General features: G+C 38.9%; 19 protein-coding genes and 5 pseudogenes. 10 read left to right on the forward strand and 14 right to left on the reverse strand.

The genetic code is table 11. The features are described from left to right. The 4 genes from JEU79_RS02245 to JEU79_RS02260 form a co-directional block, all read right to left on the reverse strand. Nucleotides 1-3,198 carry an efflux RND transporter permease subunit gene (locus tag JEU79_RS02245; RefSeq protein ID WP_198262791.1) on the reverse strand — a complete coding sequence of 1,066 codons (3,198 nt, stop codon included), beginning with the start codon at nucleotides 3,196-3,198 and terminating at the stop codon, nucleotides 1-3. Nucleotides 3,199-3,289: 91 nt separating this feature from the next. Then, the gene (locus tag JEU79_RS02250) at nucleotides 3,290-4,615 is read right to left on the reverse strand and encodes an efflux RND transporter periplasmic adaptor subunit (protein WP_198262792.1); all 1,326 of its coding nucleotides are present in this window, start codon (nucleotides 4,613-4,615) and stop codon (nucleotides 3,290-3,292) included. Nucleotides 4,616-4,652: 37 nt separating this feature from the next. Further along, complete coding sequence (locus tag JEU79_RS02255; RefSeq protein WP_198262793.1) at nucleotides 4,653-5,957, reverse strand: TolC family protein; 1,305 nt, start codon at nucleotides 5,955-5,957, stop codon at nucleotides 4,653-4,655. A gap of 179 nt (nucleotides 5,958-6,136) precedes the next feature. Further along, nucleotides 6,137-6,637 carry a hypothetical protein gene (locus tag JEU79_RS02260; RefSeq protein WP_214660472.1) on the reverse strand — a complete coding sequence of 167 codons (501 nt, stop codon included), beginning with the start codon at nucleotides 6,635-6,637 and terminating at the stop codon, nucleotides 6,137-6,139. A 182-nt stretch (nucleotides 6,638-6,819) separates the two neighbouring features. On the opposite strand from JEU79_RS02260, the gene JEU79_RS02265 reads away from it, so the two are divergent. Both JEU79_RS02265 and JEU79_RS02270 read left to right on the forward strand, forming a co-directional pair. Beyond that, nucleotides 6,820-8,715 (forward strand): FTR1 family protein, encoded by a 1,896-nt coding sequence (locus JEU79_RS02265; RefSeq protein ID WP_198262795.1) that lies wholly within the window; start codon nucleotides 6,820-6,822, stop codon nucleotides 8,713-8,715. Between the two features lie 129 nt (nucleotides 8,716-8,844). After that, nucleotides 8,845-9,252, forward strand: a complete 408-nt coding sequence (locus JEU79_RS02270; protein ID WP_198262796.1) for a heavy metal-responsive transcriptional regulator — start codon at nucleotides 8,845-8,847, stop codon at nucleotides 9,250-9,252. 3 nt (nucleotides 9,253-9,255) lie between these two features. Here JEU79_RS02270 and JEU79_RS02275 read toward each other — a convergent pair whose 3' ends face one another. The 7 genes and pseudogenes from JEU79_RS02275 to JEU79_RS28275 form a co-directional block, all read right to left on the reverse strand. Then, the gene (locus tag JEU79_RS02275; protein ID WP_198262797.1) at nucleotides 9,256-9,939 is read right to left on the reverse strand and encodes a transglutaminase-like cysteine peptidase; all 684 of its coding nucleotides are present in this window, start codon (nucleotides 9,937-9,939) and stop codon (nucleotides 9,256-9,258) included. Between the two features lie 103 nt (nucleotides 9,940-10,042). Next, nucleotides 10,043-10,423, reverse strand: a complete 381-nt coding sequence (locus JEU79_RS02280; RefSeq protein WP_198262798.1) for a hypothetical protein — start codon at nucleotides 10,421-10,423, stop codon at nucleotides 10,043-10,045. A 176-nt stretch (nucleotides 10,424-10,599) separates the two neighbouring features. Further along, nucleotides 10,600-11,328 (reverse strand): TVP38/TMEM64 family protein, encoded by a 729-nt coding sequence (locus JEU79_RS02285; RefSeq protein WP_198262799.1) that lies wholly within the window; start codon nucleotides 11,326-11,328, stop codon nucleotides 10,600-10,602. A 12-nt stretch (nucleotides 11,329-11,340) separates the two neighbouring features. Beyond that, nucleotides 11,341-13,065: pseudogene (locus tag JEU79_RS02290) on the reverse strand (copper-translocating P-type ATPase); the annotation flags it as partial. Nucleotides 13,066-13,357: 292 nt separating this feature from the next. Continuing rightward, nucleotides 13,358-14,489 (reverse strand): annotated as a pseudogene (locus JEU79_RS28270) (IS3 family transposase). Nucleotides 14,490-14,519: 30 nt separating this feature from the next. Beyond that, on the reverse strand, nucleotides 14,520-14,990 hold the full coding sequence (locus JEU79_RS02310; RefSeq protein ID WP_425511162.1) for a heavy metal-binding domain-containing protein: 471 nt from the start codon (nucleotides 14,988-14,990) through the stop codon (nucleotides 14,520-14,522). Between the two features lie 3 nt (nucleotides 14,991-14,993). Then, nucleotides 14,994-15,050: pseudogene (locus tag JEU79_RS28275) on the reverse strand (heavy metal-binding domain-containing protein); the annotation flags it as partial. A gap of 70 nt (nucleotides 15,051-15,120) precedes the next feature. Here JEU79_RS28275 and JEU79_RS25905 point away from each other — a divergent pair. Then, nucleotides 15,121-15,390 (forward strand): annotated as a pseudogene (locus tag JEU79_RS25905) (transposase); the annotation flags it as partial. 55 nt (nucleotides 15,391-15,445) lie between these two features. After that, nucleotides 15,446-16,147 (forward strand): IS3 family transposase, encoded by a 702-nt coding sequence (locus JEU79_RS25910; RefSeq protein WP_198264404.1) that lies wholly within the window; start codon nucleotides 15,446-15,448, stop codon nucleotides 16,145-16,147. A gap of 257 nt (nucleotides 16,148-16,404) precedes the next feature. On the opposite strand, the gene JEU79_RS02320 is transcribed toward JEU79_RS25910, so the two are convergent. The 3 genes from JEU79_RS02320 to JEU79_RS02330 form a co-directional block, all read right to left on the reverse strand. Next, nucleotides 16,405-16,872, reverse strand: a complete 468-nt coding sequence (locus JEU79_RS02320) for a YHS domain-containing protein (protein ID WP_198262801.1) — start codon at nucleotides 16,870-16,872, stop codon at nucleotides 16,405-16,407. 174 nt (nucleotides 16,873-17,046) lie between these two features. Then, complete coding sequence (locus tag JEU79_RS02325) at nucleotides 17,047-17,649, reverse strand: c-type cytochrome (RefSeq protein WP_246539933.1); 603 nt, start codon at nucleotides 17,647-17,649, stop codon at nucleotides 17,047-17,049. Nucleotides 17,650-17,658: 9 nt separating this feature from the next. Then, a complete protein-coding gene (locus JEU79_RS02330) occupies nucleotides 17,659-18,969 on the reverse strand; it encodes a porin family protein (protein WP_198262802.1) in 1,311 nt (436 codons plus the stop codon). Between the two features lie 422 nt (nucleotides 18,970-19,391). Here JEU79_RS02330 and JEU79_RS25915 point away from each other — a divergent pair, with 422 nt between their 5' ends. The 6 genes and pseudogenes from JEU79_RS25915 to tnpB all read left to right on the forward strand — a co-directional run bounded on the left by JEU79_RS25915 (nucleotide 19,392) and on the right by tnpB (nucleotide 22,618). Next, nucleotides 19,392-20,051 (forward strand): hypothetical protein, encoded by a 660-nt coding sequence (locus tag JEU79_RS25915; RefSeq protein ID WP_246539935.1) that lies wholly within the window; start codon nucleotides 19,392-19,394, stop codon nucleotides 20,049-20,051. After that, entirely contained in the window at nucleotides 20,045-20,299 is a 255-nt protein-coding gene (locus JEU79_RS25920; RefSeq protein WP_246539938.1) for a hypothetical protein, read from the forward strand. The genes JEU79_RS25915 and JEU79_RS25920 overlap by 7 nt, the downstream gene beginning before the upstream one ends. Then, entirely contained in the window at nucleotides 20,286-21,011 is a 726-nt protein-coding gene (locus JEU79_RS25925) for an IS66 family transposase (RefSeq protein WP_198263328.1), read from the forward strand. Before JEU79_RS25920 ends, JEU79_RS25925 begins: the two co-directional genes overlap by 14 nt. A gap of 125 nt (nucleotides 21,012-21,136) precedes the next feature. Then, nucleotides 21,137-21,676 carry an IS3 family transposase gene (locus tag JEU79_RS02340; RefSeq protein WP_198262803.1) on the forward strand — a complete coding sequence of 180 codons (540 nt, stop codon included), beginning with the start codon at nucleotides 21,137-21,139 and terminating at the stop codon, nucleotides 21,674-21,676. 267 nt (nucleotides 21,677-21,943) lie between these two features. Further along, complete coding sequence (tnpA, locus tag JEU79_RS02345; protein ID WP_198262617.1) at nucleotides 21,944-22,174, forward strand: IS66 family insertion sequence element accessory protein TnpA; 231 nt, start codon at nucleotides 21,944-21,946, stop codon at nucleotides 22,172-22,174. A 142-nt stretch (nucleotides 22,175-22,316) separates the two neighbouring features. Further along, nucleotides 22,317-22,618 (forward strand): annotated as a pseudogene (tnpB, locus tag JEU79_RS02350) (IS66 family insertion sequence element accessory protein TnpB). The last annotated feature ends 57 nt before the right edge of the window (nucleotides 22,619-22,675 follow it).

Genomic DNA, 22,675 nt, shown 5'->3' on the forward strand with positions numbered 1-22,675 from the left:
TTAATCTTTCTTGTTAAATTTAGCTTTAGAAAAGAAGATGAATAGACATGGTACAACAAATAAAGTTAAAAATGTTGCACTAATGAGACCACCTTCAATGACGCTGGCTAAGGGCTTTTGAATTTCAGCACCAACACCTTTTGACATCAGTACTGGCACTAGACCTAATGCAGATGTTAAAGCGGTCATTAATACCGGCCTTAAACGTGATACCGCACCATCATATACCGCATTTTCCATGTCTTGACCACTTTCAATCCGTTGGTTGATACTTTCGACCATCACCACACCATTCAACACGGCGACCCCAAACAAAGTAATAAAACCTACCGAGCTGGGTACCGACAAATATTGCCCCGTAAAGTACAGGGCAAATATACCGCCGATTAAAGCTAAAGGTACATTAACAAGAATCAATAATGCCTGACCAACTGAATTAAAAGCAAAATAAAGTAACAAAGCAATTAATGCGATAGAGATCGGCACTACAATCATTAAGCGACTTTGGGCACGTTGTTGGTTTTCATATTGACCACCAATGTCGATACTATAGCCAACAGGTAATTCAACATTGTCAGCAATGGCTTGTTTAATATCATTAACCACACTGCCCATATCACGACCTTGCACATTGGACTGAATAACCACACGACGTTGTACATCATCACGACGAATTTGTGGTGGACCCGATTCAATTTCAACCTTGGCTACATCAGACACACGCACCCAGGCACCATTGGCCGCCTGAAGTCGTAAATCTTTAATTGCCTGCGCAGAATTGCGGTATTGTTCTTTTAAGCGAACATAAATATTATAGCGCTCATTACCTTGAATAACCTGGCCTGCGGTTGCACCACCAACGCCATTTTCAACCAAGGACATGACTTGTGAGATGGACAAGCCAAAACGTGCTAAGGCTTTTCTATCAGGGCGAATAACCAATTGTGCTTCACCAGCAATTTGTTCCATCGCCACATCCACTGCGCCATCAATTTTTTTAACTTGTTCTTCAATTTCCTTGCCCTTGCTCGCAAGTACGGACAAATCTTTACCAAAGAGTTTAATGGCTAATTGTGCTTTTACACCCGATAATAATTCATCAACACGGGTAGCAATCGGCTGTGAGAAATTGAATAACAAGCCGGGATGAATTTCAAGTTTTCGTTCCATCAAATCTTGTAATTCAATACGATTGGATGCTGAAGTCCATTCTTCCACTGGTTTTAAACCAATATAAATTTCAATATTGTTAACCGGTTCAGGATCCCCGCCAATTTCAGCACGCCCGACACGACTTAATGTGTACGTGACTTCAGGGAAGCTCATCAATTCTAACTCAAGTTTTTTTGCGACATTGATTGATGTTTCCATACTGGCAGAAGGTGCTAGCGTGGTTCTTAAGTTGATTGTACCTTCCTCAAGTTCGGGTACAAATTCTGTACCGATATTGGGGACTGTTGAAGCGGCACCTAAAAATAATAGCACTGAAAAAATGACTACCACATAAGGTCTATTTAAAGCCGCTCTGAGACTTTTCTTATAGAGATATTCCAACGGCACTAGCACCGGACTTTGTCTGGGTTTAATCCCCCTTCTAAACAAATAAGTCGCTAATGCTGGCACCACTAATAAGGCTACAATTAATGCGCCTAGAATGGCCAACATAATACTTATCGCCATGGGCTGAAAGAGCTTAGCCTCAACGCCTTCAAACGAAAAAATGGGCGAGAAAACCACTAAAATAATCATCGCGGCAAAGAAAACCGGTCTGGCAACTTCTTTACCGGCTTGCTTGATACGCAAAGCAATACCATGCTCATCATGTTGTACATCATAAGGGTCTGAATCATTCAAGGCTACATGATCAGAGACATCTTTATCATGCTGTCTATCCGGTTGACTGAGGTGTTTAAAGATATTTTCTACCATCACCACAGAGCCATCAACCAGCATACCAATGGCGACGGCTAAACCACCTAATGACATTAGGTTTGCTGATAGTCCGTACCATGACATAACCATTAATGCCATACCAATGGATAAGGGAATGGAGATAAGCACCAAAAATGTCGCGCGAATATTAACCAAAAATAAGGCTAAAATAATGATAATAAAAATAAATGCCATTAATAGTGCATCAACAACCGTTTGAACTGCTTTGGTTATTAAATCAGCCTGATCATAAAAACCATCAAAGGTCACACCTTCAGGCAAGGCTTGTTGAATGAGCTCAACACGCCCATTAATACCATCAATCGTAGCTTTAGTATTTGAGCCCATACGTTTAAGGACAATACCAGAGACCACTTCACCCAGCGCTTCAATCTTGCCATCACTGGTACGTCGAGTCATGGTAACTGCACCCTGACGAATTTCCTGACCAAATTCTACCTTGGCTAAATCCCCGACTTTAACAACAATGCCATCTTTTTCTAATACTGGAATATTAGCAATATCCGTTAGGCCTTTTGTACCACTACTGAGCCAACCCACACCACGGATAACAAGTTGTTCCTGCCCACGATCCATATACCAGCCACCAGAATTTTTATTGCCTGCTTCAATTTTTTCTATCACGTCACTGATGGTTAAACCATAGGATAATAATTTAGACGGTTCAATATTCACCTGATACTGTTTTACTTCACCACCAAATGAAAGCACATCGGTAACGCCATCTACCGGCATGAGCAATAATTTAACTACCCAATCATTTAAACTTCTTAAGGCCATCGAGTCATAACCTGAGTCAGGATCAGCCACCAGTAAGTATTGATAAACTTGTCCAAGGCCAGATGTATTAGGACCAATTTCAGGTGTACCCACTCCTTCTGGAATCATTTCTTTGGCTTGTTGTAAGCGTTCAAAAACAAGTTGACGTGCAAAATAAATATCAGTACCTTCTTTGAAGACAATCGTGATACCAGACAGGCCTGTTTTAGAAATTGACCGTACCTCTTCTACGTCAGGCAAGGCATACATGACCGACTCAATAGGAAAGGTAATTAACTGTTCTACTTCTTCAGAAGCAAGTCCTGGCGCTTCTGTGTTGACTGCCACCTGAACATTGGTGACATCAGGAAAGGCATCAAGATTTAATTTTGGTATGACCAGATAACTGGCAAAGCCAAAGACTATCAATGCAATGATAACCAGCAAGCGGTTACAAACTGACCAATCGATTAATCGATTAAACATAATAAATTCTCCACACACTTTTTTCGTAAATTATGTGTATTTTGGGTTTCTTTAAAATTGAACTAAAAATAGCGTTAAATCTTTAATCGAATTAATGGTTATGTGGATCAAATCCACCCTTGGCCATTTCGGAAGCGAGAAAAAAAGCCCCTTCAACAGCGACACGTTGTCCGGACTTTAAGCCCTTGATACGATGCATGCCATTAATGGTATTTTCTAATTCAACTTCATCTTGCTTAAAGACACCGGGTTCCTGTTCAATAAATACTGTCCAGTCACCATCTGAAGAACGCATTAGAGCGGTTTCAGGGAGTAATATCACATTTTCTTTCATCGGTATTTCTAAAAACACCTGGGCAAATAAACCGGCGTGGAGTAAATGCTTGGTATTCTTTATTGATAGGCGAATTTTTCTAGTACGCGTTTGCTCATCAATCGCATGACTATCATGAATGACTTTAGCGGTAAATGTTTTACCACCAACAATAACTCTAGCCTTGGTTCCAACCGCAATGCGCTGACCGATTTGTGGTGCTAACAGCGCTTCGACCCACACATCATTTTCATCAACTAAACGCGCAATAGTTGAGCCAGATGCTAAGAACTGTCCTGACTGGAAATTATCTTCAAGGATTACGCCATCATGAGGTGCTATAACCGGGTATTCACCTGATTTGTAGCTATTTTTACCATTCATTAGGGCTGTAATAAGCTTATTGTTAAAACCATAGGCTTGTAATAGTGATTTGTTTTTCTCTAAATCAGCCTTAGCCGTAATAAAGCGTTTAGCACCAACAGTTTGTTTGCCTAAACTACGAACGCGTTGCCATTCTGATAAGGAGACTTTAAGTGCATTCTGTGCAGTCGCAATATCGAGGCTATAAAGAATGGCAATGATATCGCCCTTATTAACATGCTGTCCCAATACTACTTTGCGCTTAAGCACTTTTGAGTCAATTTGTGTCGTCAATAAGGTTGTATTGTAGAGGTCATTGACTATTTCTCCGGGCGCAGAAATAACTTGATTGACATTTTTTTGCAGCTTAACTGATTTAACAACAATACCTGCCATCACCTGTTGCTCTGCAGACAATTTAACTAAGCTTGGCTCTTCTTCATCTCCATGCCCATGCCCATGACCATGTTCGTCTTTATCATCGTGCTCGTCTTTATCATCGTGCTCGTCTTTATCACCGTGCTCGTCTTTCTCTTCATGGCCATGCTCGTCTTTATCGTCATGCTCATCTTTATCATTATGAGCGGCTTTAGTTTCATCACCATGTCCATGTTCTTCATGGTCATTATGAACATCATGGGTATTTGTTTCCGCAGTGACATAATTTAACGATGAGAATGCAATAATAATGCTTATCGCTAATAGATTTTTGGTCAATTTAGTGTGTTTATTTTTTAACATAATTTTACTCAATTTATTCTATAGGAAAGATAGGTATTTAAAGGCTATTGAGCCATTTTTTGACCTGGCTGGAAGCTAATAGCCACTCAACCCAAGCTTTATGCATTTCCCCATTTAATTCGATACTTGCAATCAGCGTATCAGTACGTTGACGCAAAGCAAACAAATAGTCAGAGGTGGATATATCACCACTTTTCCATTGTTTATTTAACAGTTTTTGGGTGTTTTTTAAGCGTGAGCCAGTTAATCTTTCCCAGCTTAAAACGCGTGTTTTTAAGGCCTTATAATTGATCAAACTTTGCTCGATATTATTTTTCAATAAGCGTTGTTGCTCTTTTAACTCAAGTTCTGTTTGATTAACCCTATGTAAGGCTGCACTGTATTCCGCAGAAAAGGTATTTCTCACATTCAAAGGTATTGATAACTCTAAAAGAACAGTGTTTCTATTTCCATCACGCCCTGCTCCCAAGCCAATCGTAGGATTTACTTTCTTATTGAGTTGGGCGATTTTTGATTGAGAAACTGATTGCTCTAATTGTTTTTTAGCCAATTGAACCCTAAGACCTGAATCAACCTTGCTGTCAATCTCTGCTTCAGGGACTTCATTAACCCAGATTGATGTCTTTGGGTGATAATGAAGTGCCTTACTGTTCAGGCTTTGTTGTAAATTAGCCCGTGCTTTCCGATAGCGAATTTCAGTTAAACTGATTTGTTGTAAATTTTGTGATAATGAAAGATAGGCCATTTCTGCATCAATTTGACCCACATCGCCAGCAGCTTCACGCAGTCTCAGATCATTGGATAATTTAGTCAGTAGTTTTTCCTGATCTTTAGAAACAGCCAATAATTGTTCTGACATGGCATACTCAATATAGGCAGTCAAAGCCTCAGAGAGTTTTTCTTCTACCTGCAAAACTTTATCCAGCATCACCAAGTCATAATCTACCTGACCTAATTGTGCATTGGCAGAACGCTTATCAAACCAATCAATGGTTTGGGACAAAATCATGCCGTATTCATCATCTTTATTATCAGTATAAAAAGCACCTAATTCAGGGTTATATAGAGCTTGTTGTGATGCATTACGTTGTTCATCTGCAACCAAAGTCCCTGTTTCAATCGCTTGTATAGAAGGCAGGGATTGAACTTGCGTTAGGACCCACTTTGACCATTGAGAACTATTAGAGTTTTCATTTTGACTGGAATGACTCATAGATACTTTTGACATTTCAGCAGCGAGTGCTGTTTGAGCAAAAGGAAGTATTAATAAACCACTGATGCATAGAGTAGAAAGAGGTCTAGCAGTGTGGGTTAAAATAGATTGAAAAAAATTATTTTTCATAAATATCCTAATAAATAAGTTAAAAATATAAAATTATTTAATTAGTCTATTGAATATAGTTTATTGAATGACGTCACAACATATGAATTAAAAGTAATCCAAATATTATCATTCATTAATAAATTATGATGGGGTCGTCAGCAAAATATAGCAGACACAATAGACTAACAAGCTATGTGTTAAACCGCTATTGGAGGTCTTTTGGGGAATTTTAAGGTGATTGAATAATCACTTAAAATATAGCTAAAACGGGATTGAAAAGCAGTAAAGATAAGATGTATAGATGAAAGTGATGTAAAAGTTAAGGCCGTCGTATGGCCATGACATTCATGGTGATGGTGATTGGCAGTAAAATCGTGAGAAGCCGCCTTGTATTTATTAGGTACATCAGAGTATTTATCAGGTGCATCAGAAGTTGATGAAGTCTTTGTCACGGTATGCGAATGATTATTATCAGACTGTTGATCATTTTTTTGATTATATTGACACTTGTGATTGATGCTTGAAAAAACATCATGAGCATCAATGTAGTGCTCAATAATATCAACCGTGGCATCGTGTTTGTTAGTAATATGTTTGCCAGCCATGTCATCGCTATTAGTAGCATGCAGATCAATGCCCGCCAAAACTGACTGGGTAAAGAATAACACTAACACAAAGATGATTGATTTTTTCAACATGTTGTGATTATAGACAACTATAGTCATTATTGCGATCATTTTGCGAACAAATTTGCAAAATGCTTATATACGAAAGAATAAAAAAAGTGTACATTAGAATAAAGCCATGTACTAAGCAAGTATTTACAATGTAACTGATATGTATTATCATTTACATTAAGATTAATTAAAGAGATTTAGATATGAAAGTGTTAATGCGCCCTATTACCCTGATTGCTATTTTTTGTTTATTGATTTCAAAAGTAGCTTATTCTGACACTCAGCAACTATTACAACTGATTGATTATGTCGGTGTTGACTATGGAGCAGCAGTCACAGAAGGGCAAATTACTAATCCCGGTGAGTACGGCGAGATGATTGATTTCGCAACTGGGATAAGCCAACACGCTAATGACTTACCCGAACATGCAATTAAACCGTCAATCATAGAAGGTAGTCAACAATTAACACAACTGATCAAAGATAAAGAATCTGCAGTTAAAATTAAGCAATTAGGTGCAAAAATGCACCTAAATATCATCAATGCTTATCAAATCACCGTCATTCCACGTAAAAAACCCAGTCTAAAACAAGCTAAACCGCTCTATGCTCAACATTGTGCCTCCTGTCATGGTGCAACAGGTATGGGTGATGGTGTCGCTGCAGCAGATATGTCTCCTCCTCCAATAGATTTTACTGATATAGAACGCTATCAACAACGCACTTTATACGGCCTTTATAGCACGATTACTCAGGGGGTACATGAGACTGCCATGCAGGGCTATAGTGAAAAATTAAATCCTCAAGAACGTTGGTCACTGGCTTTTTATGTCGGCAATATGGCCGCGCCAGCTGAGCCCGTAGAGATAGATAATAGTCCATTATTAGACATTGCTACATTAACCACATTGACACCTGAAAAAGCAAAGGCTGATTATGGTGTTGAGGGTGAAAAAATAATGGCATTTTTACGCCATCATCCTGAAGTTTTTTACAATGATAAATCAGGATTGGCCTTTGCTCGTACCCGTCTTGATGATGCTCTGACGGCCTATAAAAACAATGAAACAAAAAAAGCCTATAAATACGCAGTAGAAGCCTATCTTGAAGGTTTTGAATTAGTCGAACAAAATATTTCAGCCTTTGATAAATCCTTAAAACTCACCATTGAAGTCTCCATGACAGAATTACGTAATAAAATTCGTACCGGTGTTGATGTAGCAATCATAGAAAGTGATATTGAGCAAATTTATCAACACCTCGATATTGCAGATGAATTGCTAGGCAGCAGAAGCCTTTCAGGTGGCGCTGCCTTTGCCAGTGCATTTTTCATACTACTTAGAGAAGGCTTAGAAGCCTTATTGATTGTCGCTGCACTTGCGGCTTTCTTGGTCAAAACCAAACGCAAAGATGGCCTAATATTCATCCACATTGGCTGGATCTCTGCCCTACTACTCGGCGGCCTTACCTGGTGGGCCTCTATGTCTTTGTTTAACATCTCTGGTGCATCAAGAGAGATCACTGAGGGTGTGGCTGCGATAGTGGCCATGATTATTTTATTGTATGTCGGCTTTTGGATGCATGACAAAAGTAGTGCCGCAAAATGGAAAACATTTATTGATGGCAATATGAAAAAAGCCCTCAGCTCCGGCACACTATGGACATTAACAGGACTATCCTTTATTGCTGTTTACCGTGAAGTTTTTGAAACAATTTTGTTTTATCAAGCGCTTTGGATGCAAACGAGCGTTGATGGTAAAAGTATGGCATTAAGTGGTGTATTGGCGGCAATTGCAGTGCTAGTATTAGCGGCATGGTTTATCATGCGCTATAGTGTTCGTCTACCCTTGCGCCAGTTCTTCTCAATTACCGGTGGACTGATGTTTGTCCTAGCCATAGTATTTGCCGGCAAAGGTATTGCTGCACTACAAGAAGCGGGATTGATTATTTCTAGTCCGGTTAATTTTATAAGAATTGATCTCTTAGGTATTTATCCAAACTTACAGGGCTTATTATTTCAGTTAGCGCTTATTATTATTGCAGCTATCTTATGGAATAAAAAATCGGCCGGTATTCCTGCAGAAGAACAGGCCAGCTAGAATCGTAGGGTGGGTATGGCTTTATCTGCCCACGCTGAAAGTGTGCATAATGAGCTCCTGAGTCAGCGTGGGCAGATAAAGCCATGCCTACCCTACGATTACTTTATATAATTACGGATAGACGAGTTAATGAAGCAAGCTTCAACACAAAATTGCATTGGTGATGTTTCACAACTATTAGGATTGAGTACTGATACTTTGCGTTATTATGAGAAGTCAGGCTTATTGCCTCGAATTGCTAGAAATGATTCGGGGAGACGTATTTATGATGAGATGGACATTTCCAAGCTACGTTTTATTATTCGTGCTAAAAAGATGAATTTTAGCTTGGCAGAAATTTCTGACCTTTTAAAAATGCGTCAAAAACCTCAGCATGTTAAGGATGACATTCGTTTTTTAACCCGCCAAAAACTCACAGAAATAGAAAGTCATATTGACGAATTGAGCCATCTAAAAAATGAGCTGACGCTATTATTGAATTTATGCCAGAGTAGTGAGGATGGATGCCCCATTATTGATAAGTTGGATGAGCTTTGACGTTTATTCTAGTTTTATTCTATCGATCATCTTTGACCATTGTTTAATGATATTCTTTTCATCCGGTTCGGTACTGGTATTATTTTTTAGCCACAAACCTTCATCATTAAAGCTGAACATGTAACGTATATCGGGTCTATCTGATTTTTTTTCTATTTCCGGCCGCATATTATCCAGCACCAAGGGTTCTAGATTGTTATTAGGATCATTTTTGGGGGCATTTTTGGGATAGTAGAACAAAACCATATGACCCTGATGATTTTCTAAAGTCACATAAGTAACACGTAATTGTTCTTCGGGAATATCCATGGCAAGCAGGGTGAAGTATTTAGCGATAGAAAAATCTTCACAATCACCTGAATTTTTAATTAAACTCTCAAGTGGTGTGGCCCAATAATCTTTTGCATCCCAAATATCTCTGTCTTCCGCCCATTTCATTTTATTGAAAAAGTCATTGACCAGTTTGAGTTTTGTATCGGTATCCATACCCAGGCTATGAAAAATGAGTCTTTCCCATTCATTCAAACGCTGAGTGGTTTTTTTATCGTGAACAACATTGATTTGATGATTTGCCATTGCCAGTAAAAATTCATTTTTACTGGCAAAGCTCTTGTGGCTAACGAAGAACAAGCTGACTATAAAAAAATGCAGTAGAACGGATAAGAATCGATTAATTATTTTTTTCATCAATATACCACACAAGCATACGCTTAAATTATTAAAAAAAAGACATCTAATAAACTAATCCTGATTCTATTCCTCACTGCTCCTTTTTACGTATTAGCTTTATTTATTGAAGTTGATATTCATCTGCGGTGTCATCCCAGATAAATATTTGATTGCTTCGACCACCGCCTGCTGCAGGTGGGTTATTTTCCATTTCCAATAAAGCACTCGCTAAAGTTTGTTGCGCAGAGGAGCTAAAATCAGCTGGATTAACCCATTCTTCATAAGAGGTACTCCAAACGATCTGCTTAGTCTCATTAATAATACGAATAGGCTGTTCTTTGATTGTAACACTTTGTACAGGAAACACATCATTCATAGCAGGATCACCATAAAGCTCCGCATTATTATCTGCATTGGCATTAAACGCTATGCCTGCACTGAGGACAATGGCTGTTATGCTGATTGTTCTTGTATTGACTATTAATTGTTTGATTGTTTTCATGGTTCTATCCTTTTAATTGGTAACTTCTAAAAGTTGTTATTAATTGAAAGACTCACTAAAAACCACATTCGGTCTATGCTTAAAAGTATATATGAATGACTATTGCACCAACCTTACAGCAAGATTAATTTTTCTTAATGATTAATTTATGCTAATTGAATTATATAAAAATAGAATTAATTACTTCTGTTAGATTCACATTTCTTAATAGAAAATAGCGTTTTAAACTGTCCATAACGATAAAATACAAACATAGCAATACTGACAGGTAATAGCACAACAAGTCCTGCCAACATCATCCCAGAAAACATTGCATCAAAATCAATCTTGGCAAGTTCACCTCCAACGTGAGCAAGAAAGAAACTGGTTGGTATCACCCCAATTAAAGTCGCAATAGAAAATCGCCAGAGTTTTAATGGTGTTAAACCCATTGCATAACTGACAATATCATAAGGAATAATAGGGATAAATCGTGACACCAATAAGCCCCACATCAACCAGGACTGAGATTGTTCCTGCTCTAGCTTGATACGACGCCCAGAAAGCCGACATAAGGCATCATTACCCAATAGACGAGTAATTGAAAACGCAATGATTGCGCCTAGCCAAGCGCCTAGAATAATATAAATTGTCCCCCAAGTATGTCCATAAGCTGCGCCTGACGCAAGAGCAACCGCAGCACTGGGGAGCAATTTGAATAAAATAGCAAAGGCCATTAGGGCGATAATAATTAACACTCCCCAATAGCCTGTCGATTGTATATATTGTTTAAACTGCTCGGTGTCCAACAATAAAGCAACAAAGCCAGTCGCATTTAATAGCCAATAAATACCTGCCAATAAGGCGATGATCATTATAAAGACTAATATGCGTCCTGGTTTGTAATTTTTATGCACACAACTCATTTCAGATTTTATCTACAATTTTAAACGTTTCAACCTCAATGAGTTTACTATAACCGATACCGAGCTAAAACTCATCGCTGCAGCTGCGATAATAGGTGAGAGCAATAGTCCAAAGACAGGAAATAGCACACCTGCTGCCACTGGAACACCTAAGGAATTATAAATAAAGGCAAAGAATAAATTCTGGCGAATATTATTCATCACCGCATGGCTGAGTTTACGAGCCCTAACAATGCCACGCAAATCACCCTTAACCAAAGTCACACCGGCACTTTCCATTGCCACATCTGTGCCTGTTCCCATAGCAATACCAACGTGAGACTGAGCTAATGCGGGTGCATCATTAATGCCATCACCCGCCATTGCCACGATTTTACCTTCGTCTTGTAATTGTTTAACAATTTTTGCTTTTTGATCCGGTAATACTTCCGCTTCTACCCTATCAATATTTAATTGACTCGCCACAGCTTCGGCTGTTTTACGACTATCACCGGTTAGCATAACCACATGAACTCCAGCGGCATGTAAATCCTTAATTGCTTCTGCCGTTGACTCTTTGATTGGATCAGCCACACCGATCAGACCTGCCGCTTTACCATCTATTGCTAATAGCATGACTGTTTGACCTTTCTCACGACCTTTATCAGCTTGCTCTGGTAAATCGCCAGCAGTTATTGATAAGCTTTCAAATAATTTCAAATTACCCAGTGCTAATTTATGACCATCAACCAATCCCGTAACACCCATACCGGTAATGGATTCAAAACTATCAGCCGCATTAAGACTAATGCCCTTCTCTTCTGCACCTTTAACAATGGCTTCTGCTAAGGGATGTTCACTGGCACGCTCTAAACTGGCGGCTAATGCGAGAATGGTATTTTCATCAAATCCATCTTCGGCAATAACCGATACTAATTTAGGTTTACCTTCGGTTAAAGTACCTGTTTTATCTACCACTAAGACATCCACTTTTTCAAGAGTTTCCAAAGCTTCAGCATTTTTAATTAATACGCCCATGGTTGCTCCCTTACCTGTTCCAACCATGATAGACATTGGTGTTGCCAGACCTAAAGCACAAGGACAAGCAATAATCAACACCGCAACCGCATTGACAATAGCATGTGCTAATCGAGGTTCAGGCCCCCAAAATCCCCAGACCACCATTGTTGCAACCGCGATTAAAACCACTACAGGGACAAAATAACCTGCAACAATGTCAGCCAGTTTTTGAATCGGTGCACGAGAACGCTGCGCTTCACTGACCATTTGTACAATTTGTGACAATAAGGTATCGGAGCCAATTTTTTCAGCTTTCATTAATAAACTACCGGTACCATTGACCGTTGCACCAATGACTTTTTCTCCAGCTTCTTTTTCTACCGGAATAGGCTCGCCTGTTACCATGGATTCATCAACTAAACTACGGCCTTCAGTGACAGTGCCATCGACCGGCACTTTTTCACCGGGTCTTACACGCAAAATGTCACCAACAATAACTTGTTCCATTGGAATATCTTCTTCGCTACCATCAGCACGAACTATGCGTGCCGTATTAGGTGCAAGACCTAAGAGCATTTTAATGGCTTCATTCGTTTGGCTTCTGGCACGTAGTTCAAGCACTTGTCCCAGCAATACTAATGCGGTAATAACCGCCGCAGCTTCAAAGTAAACATCAACTAGACCACCTTCCATTTGCATGACCGGTGGGAAAATTTCCGGCATCAATAAAGCCACAGTATGATGTGTCAACACTTTTCCGGACAGTTTTCTAAATATTTTTTTGGCTGTTTCAAGTGATTTTTGTCATTTTGTATTTCCTATCATTTTAGTTTCTCATGTTAACTTTAAACAGATGAAGAGAAAGGGCTTTGCCCTCTGGAACGATAGAGCCGTTCCATTCACCCAAGGTATTTTCACAACGGTAATGATCCTGTTACAATATCTTCACGGCACAGGCTGAGGAGCCGATGGCCGTCAACGGTAATGGGCGGCATTTATGTCGCCTTTTACCCCTCTTCAATCAATCGATTTAAGCTATTTCCTGCTGTATTTCATAATCGACTGGTGACAAATAATCATTAGCCGAATGAAGTCGCTCCCGATTATAAAATACCTCAATATATTCAAATATTGCCTGCTTTGCTTCTACTCTGGTTTTGAATCGACAATGGTGCGTCAATTCAGTTTTCAAACTATGAAAGAAGCTCTCTGATACAGCATTGTCCCAGCAATTTCCTTTGCGGCTCATAGACTGAATTATGTTATGATCCGACAATATTTTTCTATGACTATCAGAGGCATATTGGCTACCTCGGTCAGTATGCCAAAGCAATCCATCCATTGGTTTACGCTTCCATATGGCCATCAGTAAAGCATCATTGACTAGCTTGGCTTTCATTCGCTCATCCATCGACCAGCCAACAATTTGCCTAGAGAATAAGTCAATGACAACCGCTAAATATAACCAGCCTTCCTTGGTGGCAATATAGGTAATATCACCCACATAGTAGCGATCAGGTTGAGAGACAGTAAACTCTCTTTCCAGTAAATTTGGAGATATACGCTTATTATGCTTGGAATTAGTCGTCGCTTTAAAGCGTCTCTTCGTTTTACAAAACAAACCGGCTTTTTTCATTAATCGACCAATTCTCCGGCGGCTTATATGAACGCCTTTTTCAGCCAGTTTTCTTTTAAGACGACGGGTTCCATAAGTCTTGCGACTGTCTTCAAACAGTTTTTTAGCTGCTCAGTAAGCGCTTCATTTTCTTTCTCTCTATCCGTTTTAGGAGAGCTAACCCAATCATAATAGCAACTACGGGAAACATCCATAAAACGGCACAGAATCGTTACCGGGTAATCTTTAGCCTGATCAGTTATCCATGCGTACTTCACAAAGTTTCCCTTGCAAAGTACGCTGTGGCCTTTTTTAATAAATCACGCTCCTGAATCACTTTTGCCAATTCTTTTTTCAGACGTTTTACTTCATCATAAATGTGTTCATCACTTCTATTGGCTACCGTCTTCACCGGTTTGGAATATTTACTGATCCAGGTATGTAGAGTATTTACATTAACACCTAGCTCCCTGGCAGTCTGAGAAACAGGTTGATCCGTCTCATTAGCTAATTTGACAGCTGATTCTTTAGTTTTTTGTTTGATCATTCATTTTAGGTCACACTTTTTATCTTTTAGTTATTTTAAGTTGTGTGTCCGGTTAAGTATAGCCACATTAGTACTATAAATCCAAGCCACCGATACACCCAGCCCGATTAAGGTGAACATATTCAAATTCCAGGTGACAACTGATTGCACTGCACGCACATAAAAAGGCCAACCACCCCACATAACCACAGGTGTCGCTAGGACAAACATAATCCACTGTACTACCTGCATACTCAGTCCGCTTGGTAACAATGATGGCATTAAGTCAGCCACCATCGCTAAAACAAAGACTGGAAAGGCAAGAATAGAACTGAATTTAAAACGTCGTGTCATGTCATCAAGTTCATCATTGTTTTGTTCAGCAGTAACTGTTTTGGCTTCCAGCGCCATGCCACACTTTGGACAACTGCCAGGATGTTCTTGTACAATTTCAGGATGCATTGGGCAAGTATATTCTGTGCGAACAGTTGCAATAGGCTCGCCTACTGCATCCAGTCCCATACCACATTTTGGGCAGGTGCCGGGCTCATTTTGACGAATTTCTGGATGCATGGGACAGGTATAATAATGTGGTTATACTTAACCGGACACACAACTTAAAATAACTAAAAGATAAAAAGTGTGACCTAAAATGAATGATCAAACAAAAAAAAAACCGAATAAAAGCTATACATCAGAATTTAAAGAATCAGCTGTCAAATTAGCTAATGAGACGGATCAACCTGTTTCTCAGACTGCCAGGGAGCTAGGTGTTAATGTAAATACTCTACATACCTGGATCAGTAAATATTCCAAACCGGTGAAGACGGTAGCCAATAGAAGTGATGAACACATTTATGATGAAGTAAAACGTCTGAAAAAAGAATTGGCAAAAGTGATTCAGGAGCGTGATTTATTAAAATAAAACGGATAGAGAGAAAGAAAATGAAGCGCTTACTGAGCAGCTAAAAAACTGTTTGAAGACAGTCGCAAGACTTATGGAACCCGTCGTCTTAAAAAGAAAACTGGCTGAAAAAGGCGTTCATATAAGCCGCCGGAGAATTGGTCGATTAATGAAAAAAGCCGGTTTGTTTTGTAAAACGAAGAGACGCTTTAAAGCGACGACTAATTCCAAGCATAATAAGCGTATATCTCCAAATTTACTGGAAAGAGAGTTTACTGTCTCTCAACCTGATCGCTACTATGTGGGTGATATTACCTATATTGCCACCAAGGAAGGCTGGTTATATTTAGCGGTTGTCATTGACTTATTCTCTAGGCAAATTGTTGGCTGGTCGATGGATGAGCGAATGAAAGCCAAGCTAGTCAATGATGCTTTACTGATGGCCATATGGAAGCGTAAACCAATGGATGGATTGCTTTGGCATACTGACCGAGGTAGCCAATATGCCTCTGATAGTCATAGAAAAATATTGTCGGATCATAACATAATTCAGTCTATGAGCCGCAAAGGAAATTGCTGGGACAATGCTGTATCAGAGAGCTTCTTTCATAGTTTGAAAACTGAATTGACGCACCATTGTCGATTCAAAACCAGAGTAGAAGCAAAGCAGGCAATATTTGAATATATTGAGGTATTTTATAATCGGGAGCGACTTCATTCGGCTAATGATTATTTGTCACCAGTCGATTATGAAATACAGCAGGAAATAGCTTAAATCGATTGATTGAAGAGGGGTAAAAGGCGACATAAATGCCGCCCATTACCGTTGACGGCCATCGGCTCCTCAGCCTGTGCCGTGAAGATATTGTAACAGGATCATTACCGTTGTGAAAATACCTTGGGTGAATGGAACGGCTCTATCGTTCCAGAGGGCAAAGCCCTTTCTCTTCATCTGTTTAAAGTTAACATGAGAAACTAAAATGATAGGAAATACAAAATGACAAAAATCACTTGAAACAGCCAAAAAAATATTTAGAAAACTGTCCGGAAAAGTGTTGACACATCATAAAAAGTTGCACCAATATCACACTTACCATCTGGACAATAGTCTTCACTGACTTTGTCAGTCGATGGACTATGTGAATGATGATGGTTTGAAGAATGTTCAGTCGATTTTTCTTGAGCATATTGTTCAGGATCGGAGGTAAATTTGTCATGGCAACTTGAACTACAGAAATAATAATCATCATGCTTATAATGTTCATGATGTTCGCTGTCTTTTGTTACATTCATACCACAGACAGGGTCGGATAGCTGTGCTTGTGCAGCTTCTTCTGGTGATATGTATTCTTCGGGGTTTGAGTTAAATTTATCATGGCAGTTACTACTACAAAAATAATAGTCTGAATGATTAAGGTGCTCATGGTGTTCTGAATCTTTAGTGACGGACATGCCACAGACAGGATCGGACAATCCAATATCTTCGTTTTCGTTTGACATAGTACTTCCCTTGCTAATTGTTTTAGATGCTAATGATTAAAATTTTGCTCCTTGATCTAAAACTATACGCCTATAACTATTGCATTAATATGTCCCCAACATTAAATTTATTTAATAAATGGATGCTGCTGTGTAAATGGTATAACAGCACCCATAAAAAGGCTCAAATTATTATTATGAACCAAATTGCTTGTGTAGATATTCTAAAACAGATTTCAAATCATTATCACTAAGCTTAGGATTGCCACCTCTTGGTGGCATAACCATTGCGTTACCAGGGGTTTGAAAACCGTCTCTGATATGCTTAAACAAAACATCATCAGATTTTGTTAAACGACCATCTTTCTGAGTGAAGTCCGGTACACCTGGTATAGTTCCCTTACCAGTACTACCATGACAGCTAACACAGGTTGACTTAAATATCTGTTCACCTGACATACCAACATCAGGAATATTTGAATCAGCACTTGAGCCTGAGATAGAAGGTAATACGGGATCATTGGATGCCGAAATAAATGCCAAAATATCACGGGCATCTTTGCCCGTTAAACCGGCACGGACACGCATGTGAGTAATAATAGCCTTCCATTCATAATCTGAAAACTCTGAGGGTTCACGCAGGTTATGACAGCGCACGCAGACTTGAGCCCATACTTTTGCGCCATTGTTTAAGTCGCGTACTTCATTCGGATCGGCAGGAAAAACCTGGGCCTGAACATTGGCAGTACTTAATAAACCAACAAATACTAATGCGGATAATTTTTTATATGTAATCATGAGTTTTCCTTAAAATCCATAGGTCATTTGTAATGTCAGGGCATCTTCATCTTGTAAAGAGTCTTTATTACCATCGTTTATATCATAGGAAATCTTACCAATAATATTATTAGCAAAAAGATAATTTACACCCAGAGACCATTGATCAAGATCATTTTTCACGAACGGATCATCTGGATCACCATCACCAGAATTTGGGGAATCAAATTCACTATATCGAGTAACAATTTCCCACTTTGTTGCAGGGAAACGGTAGGAACCTTGTAAATACCAGGCTGACCATTTATTGCTACCTGAATCGATTTCACTACCGCTTCGACTACCTAGCTTTTGGGATATATATTCACCACGACCCTGAAAGCCTTTCATGGTGTATACAAAATCGGCACCAAAGACATCATAATCACGATTTTTTTCAGTAATTTGTATAGCATTAACATCAGTATAAGTTAAAGCAGCTTTACCCGTTGCTGCTGAAATACCAACTTCCAAGGCAGATATAGGCATCATTGCGATACGACCACCATAGGTGAGTTCATCATTATCATTATCTGTAGTACCAACAGCTTCTATACCAATCCCTGCACCACCGTGTCCACCTGAACTTAGCTTAGGACCATTACCAACATAGGTGGCATAACTGAACATGGTATCCGACAAATAAAATCCACCACGTAATTGCGCACCAATGTTAGCAATAGGAGCAGCCTGATCATGGCCGAAACCAACCGGCGCAGTGGCTAGTTTATTAATCCAACCAGGGTGTATGTTTTGTCTAAATTGACCAATTGGACTTAAGAATTTACCAACCAATAAAGTCATGTTGTCATTGATCATTAAGTCAGCAGTGGCATATTCAAGTTCTGTGTCGGTATTCCCTTCATCATCTATCGATAATGCCATCTCAGCTTCAAACATTAATAAATCATTATATTGGTAATGAAATATAGGTGCAAAAGTAGTATTAGAAAACTCATTATAATTCGTTGCTTTATTACCATCATCTACATAGGTACGATCTTTTGCACTATAGTTAAATTGTGCATAACCGGCCAAATGTGCTTGTGAAGCTGAATTTTCAGTTTCCAACTGTGTCTTAGCCACTTTTTCAACGCGTTTTTTCATTACTGCAACATCAGATTTTGTGACCTGATTTTTGCGTATTTCTTTCATCATGTTACGCATTTCAGCTAAATCATTTTTTAGTTGAGAAACCTCAGCTTCTAACTGTTTATTGGATTTAGCTGCAAAAGTAAGCCCCGGCATTAAACCGATACAAGCGATAATTACCGCTCGTGTTAATTTTTTTTGTTTTATCATTGTCATTCCTTAAATTGTCTATAAAGACTTTAAATACAGAGATTTATCTATGAAATAAACCTCTGTGAACCACATTTAATCAGTTCTACATGACATGAACCTTACATGGACATTAAAACTATTTAATATTAGAAATAAATGAATCACATAAAAATATATGGTAACTTCTCAATAAGTCTGTGCAAAACTTGAAATAAAAACAAAAAAAGTCTTGACAGCATTTTAGAGGACAAAAATTGCATTTTCACTGCCCCATGTAATTTATCCCTATAAATGATCCTGTCGATCTGTCTCAGATCGAAATAGAATATTTTTGAATATTATCTTAACTGAGAGGGAGTTTGATCAACACAGGGCAAACTAAAGAGCCTTAAAAAGCCATGATACAATTGTTTTATTGAAAACAACCTGTATTGATTATAGTGAAAAAATTACCTCCAATTCCAGAGATACCTGAAGAAGAAAAGACACCGGTAGTCCGATTACTCCTTGCTTTCATGGAGCAACAACAGGAAATCATTCAAAACCAACAGGTTGAAATCGATGCCCTTAAAACAGAAGTTGCTAAGCTTAAAAAGCTACCTCCAAAGCCTAAAATAAGAGCCAGTAAATTGCCAAAGGATGATGACAATGATAATCCGACAGGTCATTCAGGAAGCAAGAAAAACAACTCAGGAAATGGGACTAGTAAAAGTCGTAAACGAAAGAAGAAATTGGCTATTCATAAAACCACCGTTATCAAACCAGATAACCTGCCAGAACATTCACGTTTTTTAGGGTATCAGGATTATTTTGTTCAGGAGCTGCTGATTAAGCCTTTCAATACTCGTTATCGATTGGCTCGCTATAAAACACCCGATGGTGATACCTGTATAGGAAAATTGAGCTTTGATACACATATAGGACATTTTGGCCATACATTACAGAGTTATATCGTTTATCAATATTATCACCAGAGAGTGACTCAGCCATTGATAATACAACAATTAACAGAATTAGGTTTTGATATTTCAACGGGTCAGATCAATGAGATTTTAATCCATGACAAAGACCATTTCATACTGAAAAAAATACATTGCTAACTGCCGGTATCAACAATAGTACTTATATCCATGTTGATGATACGGGTAGTCGTCATGATGGAAAGAATGGTTATTGTACTCACGTTGGCAATGAAACCTTTGCCTGGTTTTCAAGTACTCGATATAAGAGCCGGATTAATTTTCTACAATTGTTACGAGGTGCTGCTGTTGATTATACGCTCAACGATGCAGCACTTGATTATATGAGAGCAGAAAAAATTACCTCACAAGCCATTGAGCGTTATTGAACAAAGTCATCAGACTTGCTTTGATAATGAAGAAGCCTGGAAATACTATCTGCAGAACAATAGTATCATAACACAACGGCATGTTCGCATTGCCACAGAAGGCGCTTTACTGGGGGCATTAATTAACAGTGGCTTTCCAAGTGATTTGGTGATTGTGAGTGATGATGCAGGACAATTTGATATTTTGTTGCACGCATTATGTTGGATACATGCAGACAGAGTGTTTCAGCGGATACTACCACTCAATGAGCGACATGATAAAGAACTGAACTGGGTACATACTCAGATTTGGGAACTATTTTATGATCTCAAACAATATAAACTTGAGCCAGATGATCCGTTGAAGTCAGCGATTGCTGAACATTTTGATGAATTGTGCCGGACTAAAACAAGCTTTGAAACGTTGAATCAGGCACTGAAACGATTGGCAAGAAATAAAACAGAATTACTGCTGGTATTGGAACGGCCTGATATTCCTCTTCATAATAATTTGAGTGAAAATGATATTCGAGAATATGTTATTAAGCGTAAAATTAGTGGTAGTACACGCTCAAAGGATGGGCAACTTTGCAGAGATACCTTTGTCAGTTTAAAGAAAACTTGTTTGAAACAAGGAATTTCATTCTGGGATTTTATTAATGACCGGATCAGCAAGAGAAATTTGATCCCATATCTGCCTGAGTTGCTGAAAGGTAAAGTTTGTGCTGTTTAAATGCACAGACTTATTGAGAAGTTACAATATATGTTTTTAAGCAATTGATTTTAAAGATTTATTAGAATAATAATGTGGGCGTGATTTATTAAAAAGGCCACAGCGTACTTTGCAAGGGAAACTTTGTGAAGTACGCATGGATAACTGATCAGGCTAAAGATTACCCGGTAACGATTCTGTGCCGTTTTATGGATGTTTCCCGTAGTTGCTATTATGATTGGGTTAGCTCTCCTAAAACGGATAGAGAGAAAGAAAATGAAGCGCTTACTGAGCAGCTAAAAAACTGTTTGAAGACAGTCGCAAGACTTATGGAACCCGTCGTCTTAAAAAGAAAACTGGCTGAAAAAGGCGTTCATATAAGCCGCCGGAGAATTGGTCGATTAATGAAAAAAGCCGGTTTGTTTTGTAAAACGAAGAGACGCTTTAAAGCGACGACTAATTCCAAGCATAATAAGCGTATATCTCCAAATTTACTGGAAAGAGAGTTTACTGTCTCTCAACCTGATCGCTACTATGTGGGTGATATTACCTATATTGCCACCAAGGAAGGCTGGTTATATTTAGCGGTTGTCATTGACTTATTCTCTAGGCAAATTGTTGGCTGGTCGATGGATGAGCGAATGAAAGCAGTCAATGATGCTTTACTTGGCCATATGGAAGCGTAAACCAATGGATGGATTGCTTTGGCATAACCGAGGTAGCCAAAGCCTCTGATAGTCTATTGTCGGTCAATCAGATGCTTTACTGATGGCCATATGGAAGCGTAAACCAATCAGCCTGTGCCGTGAAGATATTGTAACAGGATGAAAATATGGAACGGCTCTATCCAGAGGGAGCTTAACGAACAGCGTAAACGTCAATTAAAACCCACGTTCACAATAAGCTTCAGTTAGCTCAAACTATGATCTTCAATTCGTAATTTGGAGATACAAATGAGCAACCATTCAAAAGATGCTTCGATGAAGCAACACATAGAGGCCTGCCAAGCCAGTAACTTAAGCCAGGCAGTTTATTGTCAACAACATAAGATACCCTCTCATATTTTTAGCTATTATCGAAAGAAGTTGGGTTATGTTAGCTCATCAAAACAGGTCAACACCAACAATCAACTCATTCCCATTAATTTACTGGCCAATTCCCCACAAGCAATGCAATTAAAGTAAGCCATACCAATGGTTTCAGTTTGGAAATCAATTCTGATACGAACCTGAATCAGCTCAAGTCCATTCTGGATTTGCTCAGGACTGTTTCATGATAACGGGCATCACAGTCAATCAGGTTTATCTGGTTTCTGGTGTTACCGATATGAGAAAAGCAACCAATGGGCTATCACTGATTGTCTCAGAGCAATTGGAACACAATCCCTTTGATGGCAGTGTCTTTGTTTTTGTAATCGTCAGCGAGATAAACTTAAAATACTGTACTGGGAGCGTAATGGTTTCTGGCTTTACTATCGTACACTTGAAAAAGGGAAATTCCAGTGGCCGATGGAAAAAGAACAACCCACTCTTTCGTTAACACTGAGAGAATTACAGTGGTTACTGGATGGTTTATCTTGCACACAACACCATGCTCACCCTGAAATTCATGGTCTGGAAAACAACTAAAAAAGTCCCTTTAGATGCGCATTAAACAGAATAAATACAAGCATTTAACGCTCATTT

This window comes from sulfur-oxidizing endosymbiont of Gigantopelta aegis, from assembly GCF_016097415.1.
GTDB lineage: Bacteria > Pseudomonadota > Gammaproteobacteria > GRL18 > GRL18 > GRL18.